The following is a 26,390-nucleotide window of genomic DNA, read 5'->3' on the forward strand; positions in this document are numbered from 1 at the left end:
AGGTCGGGTGTGGACGAGCTTCCTAGGGCGGTGCGACCCGCTTCAGGTTCGGAGGATTTTTGCCGCGCGCCGGCCGTTCTCAGTTCCGCGATCGTGGAACTCTCCTGTCGTGTGGAGGGTAGCTTAGGTCGCCCCGGGCTGCTGCCAAGCGGGAAATTAGGCGCGCATTTCCGGGGAAACCGGCGGGGTGTCGGACAGATGGGGCGGGTGATGGGGTAGGAAAGGGAGGGGGGCTCTAGCATAAATCATAGGGCTAATTTCCTTGTCCCGCATCAGCCGCGGGGCGGTGATGGTAGGGATAAAGTTTATCTGAATCCTGCAGTTCCCTGTGTCTCCGGCGTGCCGGGGAGATGTGGGTATTTCCGCTTGGCCGGGGGAGACGTCCCGAGGCCGCGCAGCCGGGAAGAGCCGCAGGAGGAGGGTGGGCTTTTCCCAAAACCCAAGTCACCCGAGATGAGTCTCAAAAGAAAACCCCCGGTGCCGCTAACTACGGCATCTGTAGTACCTCCGTCTCCTCACGTCAAGAAGCGCACGCTGTGGCAACGCATGGGTGCCGGCTCGCTTTCCGTCTCGATCATCTTTCACATCATGCTGCTGGCCATCGGGGCCTTCTGGGTGCTGCGCGTGGTGCAAGATCCGCCGAAGAAGGTGGACTTCATGCCGCCCTCCGGTGGCGGGGGCGAGCCCTCCGCGGAAGTGGAGGCGAAGCGCAAGCGGCTGAATGCCGTGCCCAGGGACATGCCGCGCCTGGTGGCGATGGATGTGGCTTCCTCCATCACGCTGCCGGAGCCGGACCCTTCATCGCAGCTCATCGCGCTGGATGCCCTGACCTCCGGCAAGCCCTCCGGCGGCCTCGGCGGATCCGGAAGCGGCGGCGGAAAGGGGAATGGGACCGGAAAGGGAATCGGCGATGGCACCGGCCCGGGCTTGGGCGGCGGCGGTGGCTTTCAGAATCCCTTCGGCATGATCGATGGCCGGAAGTCGGCGCTGGTGGGAAATTTCTACGACCTGAAGCAGAAGAAGGATGGTACGGCGACGGGCTTCGATGAATCCGCCACCTTGCAGGTGATCTCGGACTTCGTGACGAAGGACAATTGGAACATCCGGAAGCTGGATGACTTCTTCAAGGCGCCGAACACGCTCTATCAGACGAAGTTCTACATCCCGATCATGAGTGCCGCTCTGGCTCCCGAGGCCTTCGGCTGCAAGGACGTGAAGCCGGTCTTCTGGGTGGCTCACTACCGCGGGATGATCGAGGCCCCGAAATCCGGGCGCTTTCGGTTCGTGGGCCGTGCGGACAATGTGATGGTGGTGCGCTTCAACAAGAAGGTGGTGCTGGATGGCGGCGACTACTCGGCGCGCGTGGCGAGGCCGATCTGGGATGCAGGAACGATCGCCGTGCTGGCCGGAACCTCGGGGAACCGTGACCAGGAGAAGGAGATGCGACGCGGCGGCTATGACATCCCGGTGAAGAGCTATCACTACCCGACCTGCGGCCAGTACAACGAGCGCGGCGGCGTGATGGTGGGCAAGGACTTCACCGTGAAGGCCGGTGCAAAGTATCCGGTGGAAATTCTCCTGAGCGAGCTGGGCGGGCTTTTCGGAGCCTCCCTCATGATCGAGGAAGATGGCGTGGAGTATAAGAAGGACGCCGCTGGCACGCCGATCCTGCCCTTGTTCCGCCTGGACGCCGATCTGCCGGCACCCTCCACTGAGAACCGCGGGTCACCGCCCTATGATCCGGAAGGACCGGTATGGAAATTCATCCCCGGCGAGGTGGTAGGAGGGATTTGAGCGATGTCGAACTGACGAAACCGTCGTCCTTCATCAGAACGCTCTTCTTCCGGGAACGCGGAGCCTCTGGCCCGCAGGATGGTACCTGCAAGCCGGCTGTTCTCCCGTGCTGGTCCGAGGAAGCCGCTGCCATGTTTCTCCTCTTGGAGAAAACCTTGGAGTCATGCGTCTAGGCACCTTCTTTCCCATCGGTAGGACAGTCCTCAGGAACTGCTTCCGCGGTCCCTACTTCGCCTCCTTCAAGGCTACGTACTTCGCCTTCAACTCCTCAGCCTTCGCCTTGGCGGCCTGCGCGGCAGGGAGGGCTTGTTCAGCCTTGGCCTTGGCATCGGGAAGTTCCGCGTTGATCGCGGCGAGCTTCTTCTCGATGTCCGTGGCCTTCGCCTTCGTGGCATCGATGGCCTTTTGGGATTCCTCGATCGCCTTCGCGTCAGCGGGTGGCTGGGCCTTCGCCAGCTCCTGATGCTTCGCGTCGAGATCGGCGGCTTGCTTGCGGGCTTCAGCGAGTGCTGCGTTCTGGGCCTCGATGTCCTTTGCCATCGCGTCGGCATCCGCCGTCAGTCCTTCGGCCTCGTTGTTCTTGGCGTCGGCTTCGGCCTTCGCCTTGAGAGCTTCGGTATTCGCTTGGGCGGCGGTCCAGTGGCGTTCGCGCTCCTGCAGCCAGCCGAGCTTCTGCTTCTGCTGCTCCACGTGTGCCGTGGCGTCGCTTGCGATCTTCTCTGCCGGAGGAATGCCATCACGCGCCGGTTGCACCGCCGCTTCGCGCTCCTTGATCCGGCCTTCTTCGGCGGCGATCGTCTGGGTCGCCGTCTGGATGGCGGCGCTCAGGGTCTCGGCTTCCTTGGCGAGCGCACCGGCTTCGCCATCAAGCTTCGCGGTCTCCTCGGTGGCGGTCTTTTTCCGTGAATCGATTTCGGCGAGCACGCCTTCCTCGCGGCCCTTCTCGGAGCGCACGGCCTCCAGGGCGGCTGCGGCAGCTTCCGCCTTCGGGCGCTGGCCATTCACCGCGCCTTCCAGACCGGCGATGGCATCGCTGCGGTTCTCCGCACGGGCCTTGGCGAGTTCGTCTTCCAAGCGCTTCAGCTCTGCGGCTGCAGCTTCACTTTCCTGATTCGCTGCGGCGACCTTTTGATCCACTGCCGCGATGGCTGCGCGCTTCGCTTCAAATTCCTGGTTCGCGGCATCCATGCGGGTGCGCGCTTGGGTAGCCTGCTCCTTCTTGCCGGGGAGCTGCTGGTTGGCTTCGGCCAGCTTTGGCTCGGACTCCTGCTTCTGCTTGAGGGCAGCCGCGTGGGCTTCCTTCGATTGATTCACCGCAGCCTCCGCATCGGCCAGGCGCTTGCGGGCTTCATCGAGCTTTTGCTTCGCGTCGTTCACCGCAGCCTCCGCGCCTGCGATCGCTTGAGGCTGGGTGCGGATCTGTTCGCGCATCGTCACGAGGCGATTCTCGATCGATGGGGGATTCGCATCGAAGCCGCCGACCGGATTGCCGCTGGCGACATCCCATGCCGTGATCTGCCCGCGATAGTCCGCCGCGAAGGCGCGCTTGCCGTCCGAATCGAAAGCCACTGCCACCGGCAAGTCCGGCTGCTCCTTGTGCTCGCGCAGCAGGTTGAAGTCCGGCTTCCAGATCCTCACCACGCGGTCCCGGCCCGAGGTGATGAAAGACCCATCGCGCGCCCATGCGAATGCCAGCACGCCGCCCGGATGAGCATCGATCTTCTTCACCTCCGTGCCGCCATTCATCTCCCAGAAGCGGACGCTGCCGTCTTCCGATGCCGTCGCGAGGAGATTCGAGTCCGCGCGGAATGCCACCGCGGTGATGCCCGCCTGGTGAGCGCGCAAGGTGTGGAATTCATTGCCGCTATCCGCTTCCCAAACCCACACGCCACCATTGCGATCACCGGTCGCCAGCAAGATGCCATCGGGCGAGAAATCGAGCGCCGTGACCCAATCCGTGTGCTTCTTGATCGAGGCCTTTTGCGAGCCATCCTCGGCCTTCCAGATCTTGATCAGGCGCGAAGGCGAACCGGTCGCGACCATCGAAAGGTCAGGCTTCAAGTCCGCCGCCAGCACGCTGTCGAATTCCTTCGCCGCGACGAGCATGCGTTCGCCGGTCACGACATCGAAGGTCACGGTCACGCCCGACTTTCCGGGAACTCCGCCACCCACGATCAGGTAGCGGGCATTTGGCGTGAAGGCGAGCGAGGTCGGATCGCCTTCGGGGAAGGGGAGCAGCCCGGCGAGTTCGAGGCTGTTCGTATCGAAAAGCAGCACCTGCTTCTGGCCGGTGACCGCGATCAGCGGTGCCCATGGGGAAGCGGCCATCGCATTCACCGAGGAAGCGCGCGACGCCAGCACCGGCGGCTCCAGCAGCACGTCCAGCGGCATCGGCGGCGGGCCATCCGGCTTCGTATCGGCGGCAGAGGCGATGGAGGTATCGAACTTCGGCTTGGTGGGCTTGCGGGCGGAGGAATTCTTGTTCTCCAGCAGCCCGCCTTCGATCCATGCCTTCAGCAGATCCACTTGGGCGCTGCCCAGCTTTTCGCCCTCCGGCGGCATCTTCGGTTCGGCCGAGTGGGTGACCACCGCGATGATCTTTGAGCCGGTATCGCCGGGTTCCGCGATCTTGCCGCCGGAGCCGCCTTTCATCGCGCCGGAGAAGGTCGAGAGGTCGAGTCCTCCCTTCGCCTTGTCGGGATTGTGGCAGTTCAAGCAGCTCTGCTGGAACACGGGCAGGATCTGATCGTCAAAGGTCACCTTGTCGGCAGCCCTGAGAGGGCTGGCAAGGAGGGCCGCGACGGAGAAACCGGTCGTAAGGGTGTAAGAGGATTTCACCAAACCGTAGCGAATACGGCAGGATCCAGATCGATTCTTGCTCAAAAAATCATCTGCCACGTCAGGCGGGGTCCGGACCGGGCCTGAGCGAGTCCTCGAACATACGGCGCAGTGCCAGCGGGTCGTCGATCCGGAGCGTGCGGCCCTTCACCGTGAGGATGCCGGCTTTTCGGAGCTTCGCCAGCAGGCGGGAGAGGGTTTCCTGGCGGGTGCCGAGCTCGGAAGCCCACACGCCCTTCGAGGTGCCGAGCTGGATTTCCGCCGGACCATCGCCCTCCGGGCAGCGCCTGACCAGCCAGTGCAGCAGGCGCGTCTCCGCATCGCGCAGGCGGTAGCTCTCGATGGTGTGCACGAGCTCGTGGAGGTGCCGGCTGAGCGAGGCGAGCATCCGGATGGCCAGCTCGGAGCGGACACGCAGGTGATCGAGGAAAGGCTGGCCGCGGATCAGGGCGACCTCGGAGCGCTCCAGTGCCACCGTATGTGCCGGATAGCCGGGCAGGCCGGCCACGGCAGGCTCCGCGAAGGACTCGCCCTCGCTGATGAGATGGATCACTTGTTCGCGGCCGGCTTCGTCGACCCGGTAGGCTTTGATCAGTCCCTTCAGCACCACGTAGAAGCCGCTCACGGGATCGCCCTCGCGAAAGAGGATCTCCCCCTTTGCCAACTCTTTCCGTTCGGAGTAGCCCGCGATCTCCGTGAGGTCCGCTTCGGAGAGTCCGCTGAAGATCGAGCTCCGGCGGAGTTCCGAGGCCAGCGCGGCGATGCGGATCGAATCGGGTGAGGTCATGGAAAAAGAGCCGGTTTTTGATCCAGGTCAAAGGCCGCCGCAACACAGGATGGAGGCCAGCGGTCGGCGTGGCGATTGTGGCTGCGTATGGAAACGAACGACAAGCCGGGTTTGACGCAACGGACGATCGATGTGGTGAAGAGCACCGCGCCGGTCCTGCAGCAGAATGGGGAACTGCTCACGCGCCATTTCTACCAGCGGATGTTCCGCGAGAATCCGGAGGTGGCCCCGCTTTTCAACCGCTCCAATCAGGAGAGTGGCAACCAGCAGCGCGCGCTGGCCGGGGCGATCTGCGCCTTCGCCGCGAATGTCGACCAGCTGGAGGTTCTCGGTGCTGCGGTCGAGACGATCGCGCAGAAGCATGCCGCGCTCCGCATCCTGCCAGAGCACTATCCCATCGTGGGTGCCAACCTGCTCGCCTCGATCCGCGAGGTGCTCGGCGCTGCGGCGACGGATGAGATCATCGATGCCTGGGCGGAGGCGTATGGCTTCCTTGCGAATATCCTGATCGGCCGGGAAGGGCACATCTATCAGATCCAAGCTCGCACCGAGCATGGCTGGAATGGCTTCAAGTCCTTCCGCGTGGCGCGCAAGGTGCCGGAAAGCGAGGTGATCTGCTCCTTCTATCTGGTGCCTGCCGATGGAGGAAAGGTGCCGTCTTACAAGCCCGGCCAATACCTCACGGTCCGCGTGGCTGATGGTGAAGGGAGCACCACGATGCGGAACTACAGCCTCTCTTCCGCGCCGAGTCCGGATCACTTCCGGATCAGCGTGAAGGCCGAGCCAAAGGGAGCGGTTTCCGGGTTGCTGCACGGTTTGAAGGAGGGAGACGTGGTGGAGGTGGGTCCGCCATGCGGGGAGTTCTTCTTGGATCTCACGGAGCATCATGAGCGGCCCCTCGTTCTGCTCTCGGCCGGTGTCGGAATCACGCCGGTGCTGGCGATGCTGGAGTCGGTGCTCGCGGAGCAACCACAGCGGCAGGTCATTTTCATCCACGGTGCGCTCAATGGCCGCACGCATGCCTTCCGGCAGAAACTCCAGGAACTCGCCACCGGGCATCCGCAGCTCAAGCTGCATGTCCGCTATAGCGAGCCGGAAGAGAAAGACCGCGAGCGGCGCTGGCATGACAGCGAGGGCTTCATCGATGCCGAGCTGATCGAAAGCCTGATCCCGCGGCGCGATTGCGACTACTTCTTCTGCGGGCCCAAGCCCTTCATGTCGGGCATCTACCGCCAGCTTCTGGCATGGGGGATTCCCGGCTCGCAGGTGCATTTCGAGTTCTTCGGCCCTAAGCAGGAACTCGAAGCGGTGGCCTCTTGAGCCCGCCTCCAGGAAAAGAGAAACCCGGCACTGCAAAGCGCCGGGTTTTTCTTAGCGTCAGGAAACACACTCAAAGGCCGCCTATGAGGGACCGAGCGGCAAACGAAGGCAGAAGATCGACGAAAGGATGCCGATCGCCACCGGGATCAGCGTGGCGGAGTCGCCGCTGATCACCTTAGCAAAGTGGAAGAATTGATTGTGCTGCGGCGTGGGGAACAGGAGTCCCGGAACCGTCAGGAACAGGGCAACGGCAATCGCTGGAATGGCGGCGATCCCGATGAAGACCGCCGTCCGGCGGTTGAACTTGCCTTTCAACAACAGCCTCGGGCCGGTGATGAACCAATCGCGAAAGAATTCTCCTTCGCCGTGCCGCCTGCGATTCCCCTGCGTCTGACGCAGTTCTGAGGTGGCAGCGGCGACAGCGACCTCCTCGGGTTCGTGGTTGGCTGGATGGGACAGCATGAAGGTCTCATTACACGTGATCGCGTAGGTAGACAATCCAGAAGTCTGAAATTTTTTGAACGAATCCCGGTTTCAGGTGTCGTGAGTAGATGGAGATGCCTCCGGGGTAGTCTTCCAAGGAGCGGCTAGTGATTGAAAATGAACTCCTTGGAGTTTAGGAGCGCCCAGAAGACATCGCTCAGGATTTGCTGCTTTTCGTTCTCGTCCTTGCCCTCGTTTACCGCGGTCACAAGCTTGCCGAGCTCCTCGGCGGTGGGTTCGCGGTTCACTGTTTTTAGATAAAGATAACGGATAACCTCTTCCGGTGACTTCTTTTGTTCCAGCAGTGTCGGGACGACTTTGCCTTCCTGGATGCGGTTGTGGGTGGCGTCACCGTTCAGGAGGTGGAGGGCCTGCGAGAGGTTCGGCTCCATCTTCACCTCACAGGAGCAGACCGTCGCGCGGGTCGCCCGGCCGAAGGTGGTGAGGAAGTAGGTGGAGGTATTTCCATCCGCGATCTGGACGGCACGCGAGCCGAGTGGCAGGCCTTTGAACTTGTTCGGCGTCTGGGTCGCCTGAGAGATGCAGTCGAGCAGCACCTCCGCCCTCACGCGGCGGACGAGCGCGCGGGAGAAGTTCCGCTGGTCAGTCTCGTTCGTCTCATTTGTTGCGCTGGAGAGCTGGTAGGTGCGGGAGGTGCAGATGTCCCGGACCAGCTTCCGCAGATCGTAGTTGTATTCGACGAACTTCTGGGAAAGCGCAGCCAGCAGGGCAGGGTTCGAGGGCGGATTGGAAATGCGGACATCGTCCACCGGATCGGTGATGCCCACGCCGAAGAAGTGGGACCACACGATGTTCGAGACGTTGCGGGCGAACCAGGGATTGTCCGGCGAGGCAAGCCACTCCGCCACCGCTTCACGGCGCGATTGCTTGCCGAAGTTGTCCGGCGTGGCTGTGCCGAGGAAGCGCGACTTCACCGGCTGCTTCGTCACCAGGTGAGGAACCTCGCCGTCGCCGTCGAAGACCACGCGCTCGCGCGGGTCCTCCGCGTTCTTCCGCTTCACCTGCGCGAAGAACGAGGCGAAGCCATAGTAGTCATCCATCGTCCAGCGGTCGAAGGGATGGTTGTGGCACTGCGCGCACTGGATGCGGGTGCCCATGAAAACCTGGGCGACGTTCTCCGTGAGCTTCAGCGTGTCCTGCTCGATCTGGAAGAAGTTCGTGGCCGGGCTGGAGAAGGTGCCGCCCTCGGAAGAGAGAATCTCCTTCACGATCTGGTTGAAGGGCATGTTCCCTGCGATGCGGTCGCGCAGCCAGTTGTAGTAGCCCAGTGCCGCCTTGTAGGAGACCTGCTGCGGGCCGTTGTTGAAGGTACGGATCTGCAGGAGCTCCGCCCACTTCATCACCCACATCTCGGAGAACTCCTTGCGGGCGATCAGGTCATCGACCAAGGCCTCGCGCTTCTTCGGATCGGTGCTGGCGAGGAATTTCTCGCGCTCGGATGGCTCGGGCAAGCGGCCCACCACATCGATGAAGACGCGGCGGATATAGGTTTCATCGTCGCAGAGCGGCGCAGGGATGATGCGCAGCTTGTGCAGCTTCTCGTAGACGTGTTTGTCGATGTAGTTGAACTCCGGAAGCTCGGGCCTCGTGTAGTCGAGCTGCTTCGGAATCACGATCGACTGCGCGACTTCCGTGAAGACCATGTAGCGGCCTAACAGGAATGCCTCACCGCGGTTCTTCGAGACGGACATGCCGGTCCGGTGATCGATCGATACCGAATTGTCGTTGGAGGTGGAGAAGGAGGAAAGCGTGGTGACATCCCGGTCCGTCCCATCGGAGAAGGTCGCCTTGACGGTATAGGGCGTCTGCAGGTCTTCGCCCTTGAGCACCACCTGAGGTGGCTCGATGCTGATGCCGGTGGGCTTGGCGATTTCGCCTTGGTCATACTCGGCCCCGCTGCGGATCCACTCGACCAGGGCCTTGTAAGGAGCGCTGTCCTTTTCGAAGAGCTTGCCGCCGGTGTGAGGCACCGCACCGATCGCTTTTGTCACCAGTAGCGAGTCTTCGGGGATCGCGAGATTCACGCGGCGTCCGGGATTCTCGCGGGTCAGGCGGAAGTGATCTCCCTGAGGATCAAAGCCGAAGAGGGTGAGATGGAAGCCATCCTTACCGCGGGCCGAACCGTGGCAGGAGCCGGTATTGCACCCGGAGGAGGTCAGCACCGGCATCACGTCGAGCTGGAAGGAAATCGGGCGCGGCTTGGCAGCGTCCTTCACGGTCACCGGCACCTCGGTCTTCAGGCCGCGATACTCCAGCACGAGCGTCGTGCTGCCATCTTTCAAGGGCGTGAGGAGGGTTCCTTCGAGTTTCGCGATCGATGGATCCGCGACGCTCGCTTTCACCTGCCGGGAGATGTCCTGGGTGGCTGCGTCATTGAAGCGGGCGACCACAAGCACCTTGTGGAAATCCGCGGCAGTCTCGAGGTTCACCGCCTTCGGGAAGGCTTCGATCGAGCCGATGGCGGGATCCGGCTCGGCATTCCAATCCGGCAGCGCGGTCTTCGGCCGCGGGGCGAGCGTTACGCCCTCGGGCCATGGGGCACCTTCCTTGAGCCAAGTCTCCAGCGCGGCGATGTCTTGTGATTTGAGCGGGCCTCCCTTGGGCGGCATGAGCTCGTCATCGTCCTCGTCCAGCTTCACGCGGGTCAGGAGTTCGGACTTTTCGATCTGCTCCAGATGGATGGCCGGGCCGGTATCGCCTCCTTTGAGGAACGATTCCCGGGTTGTCAGCAGCAGTTCGCCCTTGGTTTTTTCCGGGCAGTGGCAGGAAAGGCACTTGGTTTCCAAGACCTTCCGTGCGGCCTCGAAGGAGGCGGTGTCTGCTCCGAAACCCGTGGAGAGCAGCAGGCTGCCGGCGGAAACGACGGCGAGTCGGCTGGTGAGGAGTCCTTGGGCGGGGAAGGCGGCGTCGGGGCGCATGAAACGATTACGGCGCACTCATGAAACGCATTTCATTCGTTTCTTATCCACTTCCGTGAATGACCCGGGTTTCGGCCGGTGGCTAGATTTGCCGCATTTCTTTCTTCGCCACCCGGTAGCCGAGCAGGAAAGCCCCGGCCGCGATCACCAAGCCGCCGATAAGGATGGCTGGCTTCTGGTGCCTGACCCATGCCGGCTCATCCGGCCGCTTTTCGGACCAGCTGTTCCAATCGTCCGGATCATTGCCGATGGTGGCAGAGACGCCGTCGGCTCCACAGCTATACAGACCGAAGCCATGCTCGAATCCGTCCCCGATCAGGTAATGGATAGGCCGGTCCCAAGAATCCCGGGGAACTTCCTTCAGAATCTGTGCCCAAGGTTTATCCGGCGGCAGGGATGGTGGCCTCTCGAGGAGGGCCCGTAGTCCGAAATCAGCCGGGGGCAGCTCGCCCGTCTTGATTTGATAGGTCCGGACGGCAGAGTCGATCGCGTGGATGCTGGACAGGGTGCGATTGGAGTTTGCCACTGCCTTACTACAGCCGCCGCCGACGAGTCCGCCGAGAATCACGAGTAGCGTGTGGTGACGCGGCAGGAGCATGTTTCTTTAAAGTCCCGGCAGACGGGATTTGTTTGTCTGCGCTTGACGATAGCTCGCCCGCGCTACCTCTCCGCCACCGCCGTCTTCGAAAGCGAATCGTGCCAAGCCCGGTTGCCGTTGGTGAAGAAGGCGGCGAAGAAACCGAGGAAGCAGGGGATCGCCGAGAGGAACTTCGCGGCGTTGCGGCTCGAGACTTGTTTCAGATTCAAGCTGTGGTTGTCGCGGTCGAGGCCGCGCACGCGGATGCCCATGATCACTTTCCCATACGTGCCGCGCCAAGGGGAGAGTTCCGCGAGTGCGCAATAGAATACCCAGAGCGTGAAGGCGCTTGCAGCGATCACCAGGTGAACCACCGCGGCCGGATGTTTCGGGGTAGAGCCGAGCGATCCACTTTCAAACGGGTTGATCCCGAAGAATTTGGTCGAAGCGAAGTAGAGCAGCAGGAAGATCGGCAGGACATCGATCATGTAAGCCATGACCCGCTTGAATCCGTTGGCGGGCCGATAAGTCAGGTAAAGCATCCGGAAGAGATTTTACATGATAATCGGGCGCGGGGAGTCAATCGAAAGCCTTGTCCTGCGCCGGGGCAATTGCGGTGGTCCGAGGGGGAGGCGGGGCTTGTCAGGGGTGGGCGGGATGACAGAGGGTGCGGGCAACTTTCCCCGTTCAAACGGGTTTGCCCGCGAGCTCATTAAAAGATGAAGTTCACCCTTTTTTCCCTACTTGTGGCCTTGGCCGCGCCGCTCATGGCCGCGGAGAAGCCGAATATCGTGGTCGTCCTGATCGATGACATGGGGTGGGGGGACTTCTCTTGCTTCGGGAACAAGGAGGCGAAGACGCCGAATATCGATCGCCTTGCGGAGGAAGGCATTCGCTTCCGGCAGTTCTATGTGAATTCGCCGATCTGCTCGCCTTCACGCTGTGCGCTGACCACGGGTCAGTACCCGCAGCGGTGGAAGATCACTTCTTTCTTGGAGAACCGTGCTGCGAACCGAAGACGCGGAATGGCCCAGTGGCTCGATCCGGAAGCGCCGACGCTCGCGCGCTTTCTGAAGTCCGCAGGGTATGCGACCGGGCACTTCGGCAAGTGGCATCTCGGCGGCCAGCGCGATGTGGACGATGCCCCGCCGATCACGCGCTATGGATTTGATCAGAGCCTGACGAACTTCGAAGGCATGGGCCCGAAGCTGCTGCCTCTCACGCTCAAGCCCGGCGATGAGAAGCCGGGAAGGATCTGGCAAGATGCGGAGCGTCTCGGCGGGCCGGTGACCTGGATGCAGCGCTCCGCGATCACTACCGGGTTCATCGATGCGGCGATCCCTTTCATCGATGCGGCGGCGAAGGATGAGAAGCCCTTCTTTGTCAATCTCTGGCCGGATGACGTCCACTCGCCTTTCTGGCCGCCGGTGGACAAGTGGGCGAAGGGTAAGCGCGGGATGTATCTCTCCGTTTTGCAGGAGGCGGACCGCCAGTTGGGCAAGCTCTTCAATCACATCCGTGATACCCCGGCGCTTCGTGATAATACGATCGTGCTGGTCTTCTCCGACAATGGACCGGAACCGGGCGCGGGCTCGGCAGGGCCTTTCCGCGGGGCAAAGGGAACCCTTCGCGAAGGTGGGGTACGCTCGCCCTTGATCGCCTGGGGACCGGGATTGATCGATGGCGCCAAGAAGGGGGCCATGAATGAGACCTCGGTTTTCGCAGCCTTCGATCTCGCGCCTTCGCTTTTGAAAATCGCCGGAACGGAAGCTCCTGCAGGCACGAACTTCGATGGCGAGGACATGTCCGCTACTATCCTCGGGAAGTCGGAGGCATCACGCAAAGCTGCGATCTTCTGGCGTCGTCCGCCGGACCGGAAGTTCACCGGCGAAGGAAAGAAGATCGTTCAGCCGGATCTCGCCGTGCGGGATGGAAAGTGGAAGCTGACCTGCGACTATGACGGCTCGAAGGCGAAGCTCTTTGATCTGAGCGCGGATGTTCGTGAGGAGAAGAATCTGGCCGGGGAGAATGCCGAGGTCGTGGAGCGCTTGAAGAAAGCAGTCATCGCTTGGCATGAAGCGATGCCAGCGGACAAGGGCGCGGAGTTGGGGAAGTGAGTAGGGATCGCCCCGCTCCGTAGATACCTGGGCCAACCGCTCGGAGGATGGTTCACTTCTTCTGGCGCAGCTGCTCCAGGCGGGAGAGTGGCTTCTCCGCCGGCGGTGCAGCAGGCGTCTCTGCCTGTGCCATCGGCTGGGCCGGTGGTGGCGGGGCATTCTCCGCGGGCTTGTCGATGCGGAGGGTTCCGCCTTGTCCCACCTGATGAAGAATCATCTGGCCCTTCTCCGGCACATTCACCCGGCAGAAGAGAGCGGTGTGCTTGCCCACGGCGGCATCGCCCGCGATCTCGACGGGGAAGTGAATCTCCGCCTGACCGTGTGCGAATTCCACCGGTGCTGCCTTGGCGCCATGAGGCAGGCCGAAAAGTTCGGCGGTGGCATTGCCCTCGAACTTCCCGGGATAGTCCAGTTTGCAGATCATGGTCGTGGCCTTGCCCTGTTCGGTGGCGGCCATGTCCATGGTCATGCTGAGATAAGGGTCCGCGATTTTCAGCGTCGCGAGGCTGGTGGAAACCAGCACGGGGCCTTGCGGGGTGTTCGCCTCGCCGAGGACGCACACCTGCCATTCGCCGACGGCAGCGTCACCGTTCGCGTTGATTTCGTAGAGAGCCTCGTTCTGATCGCCGTTCATCGTCACGGTGGCCGGTGAGCCGATGCCCGGGGGATTCCACATGAAGCGCAGGTTGATGGCCTCCTTGTAGCCTTCCTTGCGCTCGGCGCGCACCTTCAGCTGCATCGTGCCGTTCTTCACGATCGGCACCACCGGCGCTTCGAGCTCCAGCTTGTAGGGGGCTTCATCGATCACCGCTACCGGCACGCGATCACTATCAAAGGAATGATAAGGTCCTTGGTTGTTGATCTCGATGTGATGGATCGTATCCCGCAGGCCACCGGTCATCGGGGGCGCATCGCCGGCGGACTTCACGTTGAAGCGATAGAGCGAACCGGCCACGGGGGCGTCCGCCGCGGCTTCGAAGACCACGGGCGCGGCATTCACGGAGCGATGGACCAAGGGTGCCTTGATCGTGACTCCGGCGGGCAGGCTTTCCGCCTCGAAGTTCAGGTCGCAGCCGATCTGCGCGCGGGCAACGTTGACCATCGCGGCGTAGCGGTTGCCGCGAGGGACCACGATCATCTTCCACTTTTGGGAATTGTCGCGTTCCACCACGGGCAGCGATGCCGCGATGGCCGCGTCACGTCGCAGGATTTCCAAACGGTAGGTAAAGTCCGGGCCGCCCCGATGGAGTTGGTCACGGACGACGGCGAAATACTGTCCGTCCTCGGGCGCGGTCCACTGCAGCACCGGATCGGGACCGCCTTGGTCATCGTTGTTGGCGATGTTCTTCCCGTTCGAATCACGGATCGAAAGAATGGCATCCAGCGGAGAGCGGAGTTCGCGGGCCACCACGTTCAGCGTGAGGTTTTCGCCCTTCTTTGCGGTGAAGGAATAGGAGTCCGTGTCCCTTTCGACGCCAATGATGCCGTTTCCAATGCAGGGGACCTCGGTGAGCTTGGTGGCTTGCTTCGTGGTGTTGTTGGGCTCTGCTTCGCTGGTGGCGGTCAGCCCTGAGATCCGGATCCAGTGTGGTGAAGGCGCGAACAGGCCATCGCGTGATGGGAATAGCGGGAAACGTCCGTTCGCATCCGCGGGGATGGTCACGGTCTCGGTGAAATCGCCGGCAGGATCGCCGACAAACTTGAACTCTACCGTTTCTCCCGGCTTTGCCCCTGTGGGGAAGACCGCCTTTGGCCGCGGGAAAGTCCCGATGTTGACGCGGTATTCGCAGGCATCGTTGCCCTCGTAAGCGGCTTCACGAACCAGGATCTTGTAGTCGCCATCCTCAGGGATGATCACGGAAACAAACGCGTCGTTTCTCAGCAGGGGGGCATCGTCGCAGGAAGCGATCTCGAAGCCTTTCGGGTCCACGATTGCCACATAGGCATCAAACATCGTCCGGCCGAGCCGCATGGCTTCCACCTCGGCGGTGAAACGTTGGCCCTTCTTCAAACTACACACATAGTAGTCCGGGTCTTCCTGTTTCGCCACGCCTTGGATGGTCGTGTTCAGCTCGATTTTTTGGGCGGTGTCGGGCGTGTCGTTCGGATCGACCTCATTCACCACCGGGAACTGGCCGACGAAGAAGGAGCGCAGGTAGCTTACTCCTCCCGAAGTCCGAACGCGCAGCTGGTGTTCGCCCAAGGGGGCATCCGGCTTGATGAAGATCTTGGCGGAAGCGTGCTTGTCATTCTCCACCGCGAAGGACCGGACCTCGATGCCCGGTTCGTAGGCAAGAACCTCCTGGATGCCATCGAGCCGCTCCCCGTAGAAATGCATGTCCAGCTCCACGCCGCGCTGGCCGCCACGGGGCTCGATCAGATTGAGCGTCGGGGTAAAGCCTGCGAAAGCCGTGCCTGTCGCCAAGGCAAACAGGGGCAGTAAGGTGGAGCGAGGATTCATCTCGGGCGGAGTCGGCGTTGAGAGCGTAGCGGCTTTCTAGGCCTTCTTGGCCAAGAGCGCGTCCAGCACCTGGCCGCCATCCACGATCTCGATCGGGCGACCGCCGGGAGCCATGAGCTCCTTGTCGCTGGTGATGCCGATCTGGTTGTAGATGGTGGTGGAGAGGTCTTCCACGGTCACGCCATCGGTATCCACACCGCCGCCAAGGGCATCGGAGGAACCGTGGACGTAGCCTTGCTTGAAGCCGCCACCGGCCATCACCACGGAGAAGACGCTCGGCCAGTGGTCGCGACCGCCGGTAGGATTGATCTTCGGCGTGCGGCCGAACTCGGTGGTCACCATGACCAAGGTGGAATCCAGCATGCCGCGGCGATCCAGATCGCGGATCAAGGTGGCGATAGCCTTGTCCACGGAGGGCATCTGGCCTTCGAAGGCACCCTTGATATTGTCGTGGTGATCCCAGCCACCAACGGTGAGCGAAACGAAGCGGGTACCTGCCTCGATGAGGCGGCGCGCCAGCAGCATGCGCTGCCCGGCTTCGTTGCGACCGTATTCGTCCTTCAAGGCATCCGGTTCCGCTTTCAGGTTGAAAGCTTCGCGGGCCTTTTCGGAGGAGATCAGCTTGTAAGCATGCTGATAGAAGGCATCCATCGCGTCGATGGCGTCGGATTTCTCCAAGGCACGGAAATGGGAATCGACCGTCTCCAGCAATGAGCGGCGGCGGGAGAAGCGGAATTCGTCGCAGCCATTCGGAAGGTTCAGATCGCGGACTTGGAAGTTGCCATTTGCGGGATCGGAACCGAGGGCGAAGGGGCCGTAGGCGGAGGAGAGGTAGCCGGAGCCTGCGAATTCATTCGGCACCGAGGGGACACAGACGTAGGGCGGCAAGTTGTTCTTCGAGCCCATTTCGTGCGAGATCACCGAGCCGTAGGAGGGATACTCAAGGGCAGGGGAGGGGCGGTAGCCGGTGAACATGTTGTGCGTGCCGCGTTCGTGGGCGGCCTCGCCGTGGGACATCGACCGGATGATGGTCATCTTGTCCGCCATCTGCGCGAGTTCCGGGAGCCGCTCTCCGAACTGGACGCCGGGGATCTTGGTGTTGATCGCGCCGAAGGGGCCGCGGTACTCCGCCGGGGCGTAGGGCTTCGGGTCGAAGGACTCCTGATGGGCGATGCCGCCCGGAAGGAAAATGTGGATGATCCCTTGGGCCACACCTTCGCGCAGCTCGTAGAATTTCTGCGCCGCTTGGGCTTTCTGTGAGAAGAACTGCGGCAATGTAAGCCCCAGTCCGCCCAAAAGGCCGACATGGAGGAACTCGCGGCGGGAAGAGTAGCGATCGAGCGGATTTCCGGGGCAGATCGGTTTCATGGGCGGAATCGGGTTATCAAAGACGCCTTACGCCGGAATGAGTGAGCTTTATTTCATGCTGACGAAACGAAATCGGAATAAAACTGAGGGATTGGCGAAGGCCTAACCTTGTTGCATCCTGCTGGCATGCAGCCCCCCGACATCCGAGCACTCGAGGTTTTCAGCCTCATCGGGAGCGGAGCCTGCGGGAAAGTTTATCGTGCCCGCGACTCCGCCGGCCGGGCCTTGGCGGTGAAGGTTTTCGACCCCGCAGCGGTGAATCCCGCCCTCTTGGAGGAGGCCGTGGCCCGCTTGGAAGAAGCGCCCTGGCCAAAAAACGCCGTCGAAGAATACTCCGCGGACTACCGGGGGAAGCAGATCTTGCGGGTCTCGAGATTGCACGCGGATGAGAAAGGCGGGGTGTGGACGCCGCGGTCGCTGCAACACCGGCTCGACCGCTTTCCCGGCGAACGATCCTGGCCGGTGGTGCTGGAAATCCTGACCGCCCTCTCCGATCTCCATGACCGCCGGGTGGCGCACGGCAATCTCAAGCCGGGGAATGTTTTTTTCGACGAATCCGATCGTGTCCGCCTGACCGACTGGGCCTTGGGGAACATGCCCGGGATCGGCTCGCTCGATTATACCGATGCGGTTCTCTATCAGCCTCCGGATCAGCTCCGCGAACCGGAGGGCTATTTGCGGGAGAAGGGGTATCGCTGGGATGTTTTTGCGTTCAGCGTGCTGGCATTCCGGCTTCTTACCGGGGCTTTCCCGCGCTGCACGGCGACCTTTGACCAAGTGGCACCGGAGCCGGGGAAAACCCGCCGCGAGGGGATCGCCGCCAATCTCAGGCGCATCGCGAAATCCGTCGAAGCGCAGCCGGACGTGACTTGGCCGGATACGCCGGCGACGCCCTTGGAGAAAGCTTATCGCGGGATTCTGGATCGCTGCCTTTCGCTGGATTCGAATTCCCGGCCCGCCAATGCCGGCGAGGTGCTGCAGTTGTTCCATGCCGCTGACAAGGAGCAGGCGGGCGAGCAGCAGCGCGATGCGATCCTCGATCAGCAGAGGCGAGCGAGGCGGAGTGCTTGGCGCGCCAACGTTGCCGCGGGTGTCCTCACGGGCTGTGTCGTCGTCCTCTCCCTGCTGTGGCAGATGAAGAAGTCCGCGGTGACTTCCGAGGAAGAAGGGCGCAAGGCTGACGTCCAGCAACTGCAGGCAGCTTTCGACGCCTCGGAGGCCGAGAAGGCCTCACTGAAGCAAGCCGGAGAAGAGGAGCGCAAGACACTCCAATACGACAAGGACATGTGGCTTGCCCGGCTGGAGGCGTCCCGGAGCGTGGGGGATCATCTCTTCGCGTGGGCGATGGAGAAGGGCAACCGCCACCTGCCGCCACTGGATGGGCGCGAACTGCGCCTTGAGCGATTGGAGAGCTACTTCGAGGATTTCATTGCCCGCACCGCGGAACTTCCCACGCTCAAGGAAGAGCGGGCGCGTGCCAAGCTGCAACTTGCCGAGATCACCTTGGCGAAGGGAGATCCGAAGGAAGCGGCGCAGCGGCTTGAAGAAGCGCTTCTGTCTGCGGGTGATCTCCCATCCGGTCCGGACCTCGACTTGCGTCTGGCCACGGATCGTCTGCTGATGGCCCTGCTGCTTCAGGAGCGGAATGACAAGGGGGCGGGTGACGCTTTCCGTACCGCGCGCAAGGCGTTGGAGGCCGTGCCGCAGGCGGAGGTCGATGCCGATCGCTTGCAAGAACTGCTCGCGGTGCTGGGCTACCATGAATCCCGGCTGCTGGCGATCGAGGGCAAGGATACCGAGGCTTTCGAAAAACTCAGTCATTCCACCGAAGTGTTGAACCGTTTGGTCCTACAGAGGCCTGATACGGCGGTGCTGAGATCGGAGCTCGCGGAGTGTTATCTTTCCTCCGCCACCATCCTCGATGGCATCGGCGAAATGGGCAGCGCCCGCGAAGCGCGAGCCCAAGCTTCAGAAGAGATCCTGGAGCTGCTGAAGAAGGATCCGGGTAACCTCGAACTCCGGCTCGACCTTGCCGGGTGCTACGGAGCGATGGCCGAGTCGGCCGCTCTTTCCGGAGATGTTTCCTCGACCGAAGCGATGTCGAAGGCCGCGGGGAAGCTGCTGGAAGAATACATGGGCCAAAGGCCGGATAGCGCCGAGGCTCGCTCGCGGCTGGCGGCTGTCCGGAGCCTGATGGCCGGAGTGGTCAGGGATCGCGGAGATGCGGTGGAGTCCCTGCGCCTGATCAATGAGGGCATCCTGCTGGTGGAGGGCGTGGCGGTGGGTGAATCTGCGGATCCCGTGGCGAAGTACCGGCTCGCGCTGCTGCTTTGGGAGAAGGGTCGGCTTCTGGGGATCGAGCGCAAGCTGGTGGAAGAGGTCGACGTGGAGACCCGCTCCGCCGACATGTTGCGCAAGCTCCTGAATAGCGACTATGGCTTGGTCCGCGGGGAGCAGATCCGTCGTTCTCTCGGTTGTGTCCTCGGCGATTTGGGGCACGCGGCGCAGCGCATGGAGAATCACGAGCTGGCGCGCGCTGCCTACGGTGAAGCGGTGAGCGTGTGGTCGATCCTCGCGAAAGAACGCCCGCAGAATGAGGAATACACCGAAGGGCTAGCCTGGAGCCAGCAGCGCCTGAAAGAGCTGTGACTTGAGGCTTGATGCTCCGCTCCCGCTGGGGCTCGCTCGCGTCTGTGTCCAAGGTCGACCAGCAAGTGCTGAAAGATGTCTCGCGTTCATTTTACGTGAGCCTCCGGCTATTGCCCGCGCCGATGCGCCCGGCGACCAGCACCGGCTACCTGCTTGCCCGTGCCAGCGATACCATCGCCGACACCGCAGGGATACCCGTGGACGATCGGCTGGACCTGCTGGATGCCTTTTCAGCAGAGCTAGCGGGGAAGGAGAGCAACCGCCGGCGTGAGCAGATGAAGAAATTCATCGCCCGCCAGACGAACGAGAGCGAGCGGGTGTTGCTTGAGCGGCTCGATGAGTGTCTCAATCTTCTCCATGGCTTGGACGAGCTCCAGGCCGATGCCGTGCGCAATGTGGTGACCACCATCATCAGCGGCCAGCGGCTGGATCTCGTGCGCTTCGATGAGGCAGGGAGGGGAAACCCGAAGGCTCTCCGGAACGAGGAGGAGCTGGAAGACTACTGCTACCGTGTGGCGGGATGCGTCGGGGCTTTCTGGACGCGCATCGGATTGCTGACGCTTGGGTCGAGGTTTTCGGAATCGGCTCCGGAGGATCTCGATGACCTCGGCGTGCGTTATGGAATGGGACTCCAACTGGTGAACATCCTCCGTGATTTGCCCGAAGACCTCGCCAATGGCCGCTGTTATTTACCCGTGGCCGATTCTTTCGATTCGGCAGCGCTCGCTGCCGCACATGGGGAGTGGCTGAAGCATGCCGCGGTATGGCTCGAGTCCGGACGTCGCTATGCATCCCGCCTCAAGCTCCTGCGGCTGCGGGCAGCATCGGTCCTTCCAGCTTTGATCGGTGATGACACGCTGGCCTTGCTTGAGGCACAAAAAGGAGTGCCGCTTGGCAAAGTGAAAGTCCCCCGCTCTGCAGTCCGGAAGGCCCTGTGGAGGGCCCTCTGGTGGCCAGCGGGAAGGGTGCCGAATCGCTAGCACGCAACGTACAAAAAAGGGGCGACCGGATTGCGGCCGCCCCTGTGTCAGGATTCCGGGGATCTGTGTTAGACCTCGTCTTGGCTGAGCCAGCGGAAGTTGGTCACCACGAAGCGGCGGCCAAATTGCTCGTTGGCATTCGAAAGGCTGCCTGCCGGAGTGTTCGATTCATTGCTGGGATCCACGAATTCCGGAGTCCGCTGCACTACGGCCTCGCACCAGGCACGGCCCACGACCTTGCCATCCGGATCAAGCGCCTCGCCATAGCCGCGGATCCGGAAGGTATCCGAGCGGACCGAAACGACGGATCCTACCTGCGAGAGAATGTCGCCCTGTGTCAGGTAGCCGGGAGCTCCGGTAGCGCTCATGCCCATCATGGCTTCCGGGAAGGCATAGTTGTCTGGGGCCACATCGGTCGCGGAGATGATGCGGGAATCCTGGCTATACATGCCATTGATGGAGCCGGTTTCGTCGATGGCGCGCTGGAGAAGGCCCTCCAAGGCTTTTTCCCGGTCGCTGCCCGGACGGCGATTCACAAACTCCGCAAGGGACAGGAAGGGGCCGTTTTCCCGGATTTCCTGGACGACATGTTGGGCGAGTTCCTGGATTTGTTCCGCAGTGAGCGTGCGCATGCCGGTCCAGCGGGCGTGGCGTGCCTGGAGGGGATTCGCGTTGTCGACCGATGGACCGGTGGCACGCCGCATGCGGCTGAAGGGGAAGGATGCTCCCTTCACGGTGCCCGAACTAGACTGACTGGCTCCGTCGGCCAAGGTGACATAGTCCACGGTCTCCTGGTTCATCGATCCCAGCAGGGCGGCCCAAGCATTGACCGAAAGCGAGTTCACGTTGAAGGCTCCATCGATCATCAGGTGAGCCGCACTCTTCGTGTAGCCTTGGTCGTCGGTTACCGCCGCCACGGTTTCCTCAGGGGACATGTTGCCGGCCGGAACCATCCGCGTGTTCAGCAGCGGCTTGCTGTCCTTGAAGAAGGACTCCGCCACGGAACTCAAGGATTTCGAACTCATCAGCGGGCCGCCGTAGGGTGCCAGAGTGGAGAAGAAGTATCCGTCCCACAGGGCGTTGTTGGCGAGCCATGCATGGTCGAGCAGGCGATACTCCTTGGTGCTGGCGGCCGCTACGGCAGACGAACTGATCATCGGCGTGGCGAAGGATTCGCCCACCGTATAAGCGGCACCAGGCAGGAAGCCCTGGTTGCACAGCTGCGCGTGGCGAAGCTGGGCCAAGCTTTGCAGGGGCATCAGGGGCACTTCATACTGGGGGGCGACGCGGGTGCCATTGGCTTCGCTGTGACCGGTGAAGAACTTGCCACGGTTCTGACCGTCGCAAGGGAACTTGTAGCTGGGAGCCAAGCGTTTGATCAGAGCCTCGAAGGGATGAACCCCCATGCTTTCCTTGGTGAGGTCGATGCCGGTGAGGGCGGATGCCTGGCCTCCTTGCACCCAAGGCTTGCCCGGGGAATCCGATTCCAAGGTGGTCTTGGCGTAGAAGCTGAACTGGGCGAAGGCCTTGGCGCGGGCGAAGTCCTTCAACTTGGTCGAAGGGGACTCATACATCTCGCTGCCCAGGTAGGGCCGTTCCAGCCGGGCCTCGCCATTCGGGAAGGAATGGGAGGGATCGCGGCTCATCGCCGTGCGCAAGCGGGTGGCATCCCCATAGTCGAGGTCCAGCGTGCCCGAGCGGATCTTCTGCGAGCCTCTCATGAGGTTCAGCTCGATCGACAGGCGGTTGTTCGACACGGTCGAAGGCAGGGGGCCGAAGCCAACGTCGATGGAGTCGGCAAGCGACAAGGGGAAGATGCCGCGGCCATCATCGGCGGGAGCGCGGATCACCTGTGGCGTCAGCCAGTCCACCCAGAAGCCAACGCCTTGCGAAGGATAGCCGGGTGCGAGCGGGATGCTCACGGTCTTGGTATCGGTATAGTCGAAGAAGGAGTCCTGATTGGCTGCCCATGACCAGTTGCCATCAACGGATTCGCCGAAGACCTTGTTTTCGCCCGGCTGCAGCGTGACCTGGCCGCCCGCTCCGCTGTAGGAGTTGCGGAGATTGATGCCGAAGGCCTTTGCCACGGACGAGTTCGTCTCGTGACCCACGTAAAGCTGGTTCATGTGAGCCATCGTGGTGGTTTGGGGCTGGCCGTTGCGGTAGAAACGGAAGCCGATCGGCAGGTCCTTGAAGTCGATCCGGAGCTGATCGAAGCTGAGCGGCACGTTGTACGGGTTGTACAAGGTCACGATCGGAGAATAGATCATGTAGACCATGTAGTTGTCCCCGGCCGTCGAGGTATTGCCATCGACACCACCTGCCCAAGGTCCGTGGGCATCCTTGGCCACCATCGAGAATTGCATCTGCACCTTCGCCACCACCGGCATCAGCAGAAGACCTTTGGGGGCAACCGGACTGGCCTTGTAGGTGCGGGAGCGGGCGTCGTATTTCACCGGATTGTAGCCGGTCGGGACGTTGGCCTTGAGGGTAGGATTCGCCCCGGTGAGATTGCGGTATTGGTTGGCGTAGTCGAAGGCCTGGGTCCAATACGGATTGGGGACATCATTGATTACCGACTCGTCGTCGTAGATACGCTGCGAGGAATATTCCGAGGGAAGGGAGCCATTGCCGAAGAGCAGGCTGAGGTCCTTCTTCAAGCCGCCGCGTGCAGCATCTGTCGCCAAGCCCTGGTGGACGGTGGTGACCTCATGCTGGTACTTCTTCAGTTCCGGCATCTTGTCGATCAGCGCGGAAGTGGGGATCGTGTAGAGCTTCCTTTGGTCGGAGCCATCGTACCAGTCGAAGCCATCGAAGCCTTGGATCGCCTCCATACCGAAGCGGGCAGGGGAACCCATCGCGGCTTGGCGCGTCGCGTTGCCGAAGTCCTGCTCCTGGCGGACGATGTCCACCTTGGCTTTCGTGCCTTCATCCATGACGGTCCAAGCGTAGCGACCGTCGATGCCATTGCCGGAGGCGGGGGCTTCCACCTTCGGGGCGCGCACCCATTCCTGTTCGTGCGCTTCTTTGCCGAGGGAGCCTTCTCCTAACAGGATCGTGCCACCTTCGACATCCGGAAGCTGTTCCACGTTACCGATTTTCCCTTCGGCACCGGAGACGAGGTAGCTGACGAAATTGCCGTCTTTGTCAGTGGCGGGACGGTCGGCGGTGGGCAGCACGCCTTTCCATACGCCAGTTAGACCCTTCGGAGCTGCTTCTTCCGCCAACTGGGCGGGTGCGGTGATCCGCTGGTCGGGACCAGCGCTTTTCTGCAACTGTCCGATAGCCAGGGAAAGGGCCATCCGGGCATTGCTGCGTGCCACCTGCATGGCCTCGCTTTGACCCGATCCTCTCAACGAAACGGACGAGAGGGTAAGTAGGCCAACTGCGAGCACGGTGAGGAGCACCATGAGCGAGAGGGAAATCACCAGCGCAAAGCCTCGCCGACCTTTTCGAAGGCGAAATGCACGTGCGCGCATGTTTTCCGGGAATGAATTGGGTTTCATGACGGTAAGAACACATAGTCACGATTTTGGTGAACTGTAAATACATAATGTATCCACCCACTCAAAAGGGGTAGGTGACCCTCCCCTTTTGGGGAGAAAAACGACATAACCCGTTAGAGGGATGCCGAGGCATGCTTATTGCATGCAATAAGCTGTATAACAGAAGGCTTGATCAGTTTCAAGCCCCCAAAGTGCCGCTTTTGCTTGCAGCTACCAGCGTCCAATGACCGCCGCAGGGACGACAAGTGACACTTCGCCGCGCTTTACGTCCTTCTTTCCGACGTTGGCTCCGGGGACATCCGCAATGAGGCATGGGGATGATTTCGCCTCTGCGGCCAAGACGGCACGATCTGCCATTTTAAGCACTCCGTCACAGTGCTTCCCCCCCCAAGGGTCAATATAGGAGATCCGGATGCCCGTTTCCCCCTTTGCGAGCTTCGCGGACACTCCTGTCACAGTGACGAAGTGGCCTTGCACCGGAGTCCAAACGCCCTGTCTCAGCACGAAGCGTTTCAGGCTGAGGACCGGTGGGAATCCTCTTGTTAGAGAACGATTGAGATGCTCATGGGTCCGTTTTAGCAGGTGCTGCTGCTGCTCGCCCTTGCGCCGGAACAGGTCATCGATTGCGAGGGTGGGGAGGTAGAGGGAGCGGTTCATCTCGTTTGCCGCCACCACGAGATCCTCCACGTTGATGCCGCCATTGTTCCAGCGCATGCGTCCCTTCAGGGTCGCAGAAGGCCGCAGTCCGTGGCGTTTGATCCATTGGGTCAGTTGCTCCTTGTCGTTGTTGCCGGGCAGGGATCTGGCGGCCGCCTGCCAGCTTTCATTGCCGAAGCGGAAGGAGGCAAGCAGCGCCGCCGGCCCGCAGGCATTGCCGGAGATGGCCAATTGATTGACCGGAGCAGCGCCGGGATTGGGAGCTTCGCGGAATTCCGCGGCTCCACAAGAACCGGCTAGCGCGATCAGAAGAACCTTAATTCGACGCAGGTGCGGCATACGCATCGGAGCGCCGGTTGTTAGAAGGCTTGATGTCGCTCGCGCTGGGGAGCGTGACCTGGGATTGGACGGTCGCGCCGTTTGACGGGATATTGAAGGGAAGGGTGAAGGTGGCGATGTCGCCAGGCTTCAGCGAGGTGATGGTCATGGTGCGGGTCCCGCCACTGGAAGTCGTGACTTCCAGCGGGGCATTGTAGATGACATCGGTTCCCCGGTTCTGGACCGTTACTTGCAATTGGTTCTGTCCGTTACCGTTGGTGCTGACGTAATTCGAGGCGAGCGCCACGTCACCGACGCCGCTGCTGCCCGCGCGCAAAACCCGGCCGAAGTCCACGGATCCGCCACCATAAAAGCTGTCGACTCCGGGGGCACCTGCCTCGTTGAGATTATTGGCAACGTTATCGTAGGCCTTCGCGGCGGTGATCTTCTGCCCTCCGCTCGACATGGCGGCGGCGAGCACCCCGGCACCGATTGGCGAGCTTGCGGACGTGCCCGTAAAATAGACGCTTTTCCCTCCGACCCATGCGGTCACCAAGTCGAGGCCCGGTGCGACCAAGGTGACATTCCCGGAGTTCGAGAAATCCAGATGGGTGCCGTTCGCATCCACTGCCCCCACGGCAACCACTCCTTGGTATCCGGCGGGATAGGCTACCTGCTCATACCCCTCGTTGCCGGTCGAGGCGAAGATCTTGATGCCCGCTGCTTGAGCCTGTTCCACCGCCATGCGAAGCAGGGTGGAATTGCCGTAGGAGGCCATCGAGATATTGATGATGTCCACCCCGGCGGCAGTTGCCGCATCGACGCCTTGGGCGAGGAGAAAGCTATTGGATTGCCCCTCGTCATTGGCGATCCGGAAAGAGAAGAGATCGGTCCCGGGAGCGATCTGGCGAATCAGGTCAGTTACCGCGGTGCCGTGGCCGTTCTGGGCAGATGGGTCGGAAGGCAGGTCCACCAGATTGAAGCCTTGGACGCCGGCCAGTGTGGAGCCCGTGTCCAGAACCGCGACCTTCACCCCGGACCCGTAGGTGGAATTGTCACCCGTGATCCCGAGCCAGCCTAGCAGGGAGGTACCGAAACCCACCGCTCCGTCCTGAATGCCATCCGTTTTCGGGGTGGGCAGCGTGACCGGATAGATGAAACCGGTCTCCTCCGTCCCATCGAGCAAGGAAGCGAGTTCGTCCGCGGAAAGGAAACCGACATGGAGGGCATTCAGCCGGTCGATCTGGCCGAGGACGGCAATTCCCTTGCCCTTGGCCCTCTCGAGGAATGCCTCCAGCGCCGCGCGATCGGAGAACATCAGCGAGCGCTGGTTCTGGAAGGCTCCTGCGGCCTCCGCCTCGGAATCCTTCACCAAGCCGGCTTTGCGCTCGGTGAGTTTACTGTCCTTTAAGCCCGAACCCTGCGGAGGAAGATATTTTGGTGCCTTTGGCTTCGAAGCGAGAGGTTCCGTCCTGGATTCCCAGGAATTCCGGGTCAGCCACCAGCCTGCCAGTCCTCCTCCAAGGATCACCAGAATGACGAAAGTGCGCTGAGTTCCGCGGGTCATGCTTCCAAATAAACCCGCGGAGCGCCTAG

General features: G+C 61.9%; 16 protein-coding genes. 5 read left to right on the forward strand and 11 right to left on the reverse strand.

Annotated features, from left to right (window positions below; genetic code table 11):
- Positions 1-453: 453 nt before the first annotated feature.
- On the forward strand, positions 454-1,794 hold the full coding sequence (locus HHL09_RS19930) for a hypothetical protein (RefSeq protein ID WP_169456384.1): 1,341 nt from the start codon (positions 454-456) through the stop codon (positions 1,792-1,794).
- A gap of 225 nt (positions 1,795-2,019) precedes the next feature.
- Here HHL09_RS19930 and HHL09_RS19935 read toward each other — a convergent pair whose 3' ends face one another.
- Positions 2,020-4,632, reverse strand: a complete 2,613-nt coding sequence (locus HHL09_RS19935) for a WD40 domain-containing protein (protein ID WP_169456385.1) — start codon at positions 4,630-4,632, stop codon at positions 2,020-2,022.
- 61 nt (positions 4,633-4,693) lie between these two features.
- Complete coding sequence (locus tag HHL09_RS19940; RefSeq protein WP_169456386.1) at positions 4,694-5,419, reverse strand: Crp/Fnr family transcriptional regulator; 726 nt, start codon at positions 5,417-5,419, stop codon at positions 4,694-4,696.
- Positions 5,420-5,506: 87 nt separating this feature from the next.
- Here HHL09_RS19940 and hmpA point away from each other — a divergent pair, with 87 nt between their 5' ends.
- A complete protein-coding gene (hmpA, locus tag HHL09_RS19945; protein WP_169456387.1) occupies positions 5,507-6,739 on the forward strand; it encodes an NO-inducible flavohemoprotein in 1,233 nt (410 codons plus the stop codon).
- An 81-nt stretch (positions 6,740-6,820) separates the two neighbouring features.
- On the opposite strand, the gene HHL09_RS19950 is transcribed toward hmpA, so the two are convergent.
- The 4 genes from HHL09_RS19950 to HHL09_RS19965 all read right to left on the reverse strand — a co-directional run bounded on the left by HHL09_RS19950 (position 6,821) and on the right by HHL09_RS19965 (position 11,280).
- A complete protein-coding gene (locus HHL09_RS19950) occupies positions 6,821-7,201 on the reverse strand; it encodes a hypothetical protein (RefSeq protein WP_169456388.1) in 381 nt (126 codons plus the stop codon).
- 125 nt (positions 7,202-7,326) lie between these two features.
- Positions 7,327-10,161 carry a PSD1 and planctomycete cytochrome C domain-containing protein gene (locus HHL09_RS19955; RefSeq protein WP_169456389.1) on the reverse strand — a complete coding sequence of 945 codons (2,835 nt, stop codon included), beginning with the start codon at positions 10,159-10,161 and terminating at the stop codon, positions 7,327-7,329.
- Between the two features lie 82 nt (positions 10,162-10,243).
- Positions 10,244-10,759: a type II secretion system protein GspG gene (locus HHL09_RS19960; protein ID WP_169456390.1), complete on the reverse strand. Its 516-nt coding sequence runs from the start codon at positions 10,757-10,759 to the stop codon at positions 10,244-10,246.
- 62 nt (positions 10,760-10,821) lie between these two features.
- Entirely contained in the window at positions 10,822-11,280 is a 459-nt protein-coding gene (locus HHL09_RS19965) for an RDD family protein (RefSeq protein ID WP_169456391.1), read from the reverse strand.
- Positions 11,281-11,457: 177 nt separating this feature from the next.
- Between HHL09_RS19965 and HHL09_RS19970 the strand changes: the two genes are divergently transcribed.
- Positions 11,458-12,855 (forward strand): sulfatase family protein, encoded by a 1,398-nt coding sequence (locus tag HHL09_RS19970; protein ID WP_169456392.1) that lies wholly within the window; start codon positions 11,458-11,460, stop codon positions 12,853-12,855.
- Between the two features lie 52 nt (positions 12,856-12,907).
- Here the strand turns inward: HHL09_RS19970 and HHL09_RS19975 are convergent, their stop codons facing one another.
- Together HHL09_RS19975 and HHL09_RS19980 are read right to left on the reverse strand one after the other, a co-directional pair.
- Entirely contained in the window at positions 12,908-15,316 is a 2,409-nt protein-coding gene (locus HHL09_RS19975; protein WP_169456393.1) for a PPC domain-containing protein, read from the reverse strand.
- A 36-nt stretch (positions 15,317-15,352) separates the two neighbouring features.
- On the reverse strand, positions 15,353-16,684 hold the full coding sequence (locus HHL09_RS19980; protein ID WP_169456394.1) for a DUF1501 domain-containing protein: 1,332 nt from the start codon (positions 16,682-16,684) through the stop codon (positions 15,353-15,355).
- A 126-nt stretch (positions 16,685-16,810) separates the two neighbouring features.
- On the opposite strand from HHL09_RS19980, the gene HHL09_RS19985 reads away from it, so the two are divergent.
- The gene (locus tag HHL09_RS19985) at positions 16,811-19,333 is read left to right on the forward strand and encodes a protein kinase domain-containing protein (protein ID WP_169456395.1); all 2,523 of its coding nucleotides are present in this window, start codon (positions 16,811-16,813) and stop codon (positions 19,331-19,333) included.
- A gap of 11 nt (positions 19,334-19,344) precedes the next feature.
- Positions 19,345-20,313 carry a phytoene/squalene synthase family protein gene (locus HHL09_RS19990; RefSeq protein WP_169456396.1) on the forward strand — a complete coding sequence of 323 codons (969 nt, stop codon included), beginning with the start codon at positions 19,345-19,347 and terminating at the stop codon, positions 20,311-20,313.
- A gap of 68 nt (positions 20,314-20,381) precedes the next feature.
- Here HHL09_RS19990 and HHL09_RS19995 read toward each other — a convergent pair whose 3' ends face one another.
- From HHL09_RS19995 to HHL09_RS20005, 3 genes are all read right to left on the reverse strand, one after another.
- Positions 20,382-23,819: a hypothetical protein gene (locus HHL09_RS19995; protein ID WP_169456397.1), complete on the reverse strand. Its 3,438-nt coding sequence runs from the start codon at positions 23,817-23,819 to the stop codon at positions 20,382-20,384.
- A 210-nt stretch (positions 23,820-24,029) separates the two neighbouring features.
- Positions 24,030-24,821, reverse strand: a complete 792-nt coding sequence (locus tag HHL09_RS20000; RefSeq protein WP_169456398.1) for a cysteine peptidase family C39 domain-containing protein — start codon at positions 24,819-24,821, stop codon at positions 24,030-24,032.
- A complete protein-coding gene (locus tag HHL09_RS20005; RefSeq protein ID WP_169456399.1) occupies positions 24,793-26,361 on the reverse strand; it encodes a S8 family peptidase in 1,569 nt (522 codons plus the stop codon). Before HHL09_RS20005 ends, HHL09_RS20000 begins: the two co-directional genes overlap by 29 nt.
- Between the last annotated feature and the right edge of the window lie 29 nt (positions 26,362-26,390).

It is taken from the genome of Luteolibacter luteus (assembly GCF_012913485.1).
GTDB lineage: Bacteria > Verrucomicrobiota > Verrucomicrobiia > Verrucomicrobiales > Akkermansiaceae > Haloferula > Haloferula lutea.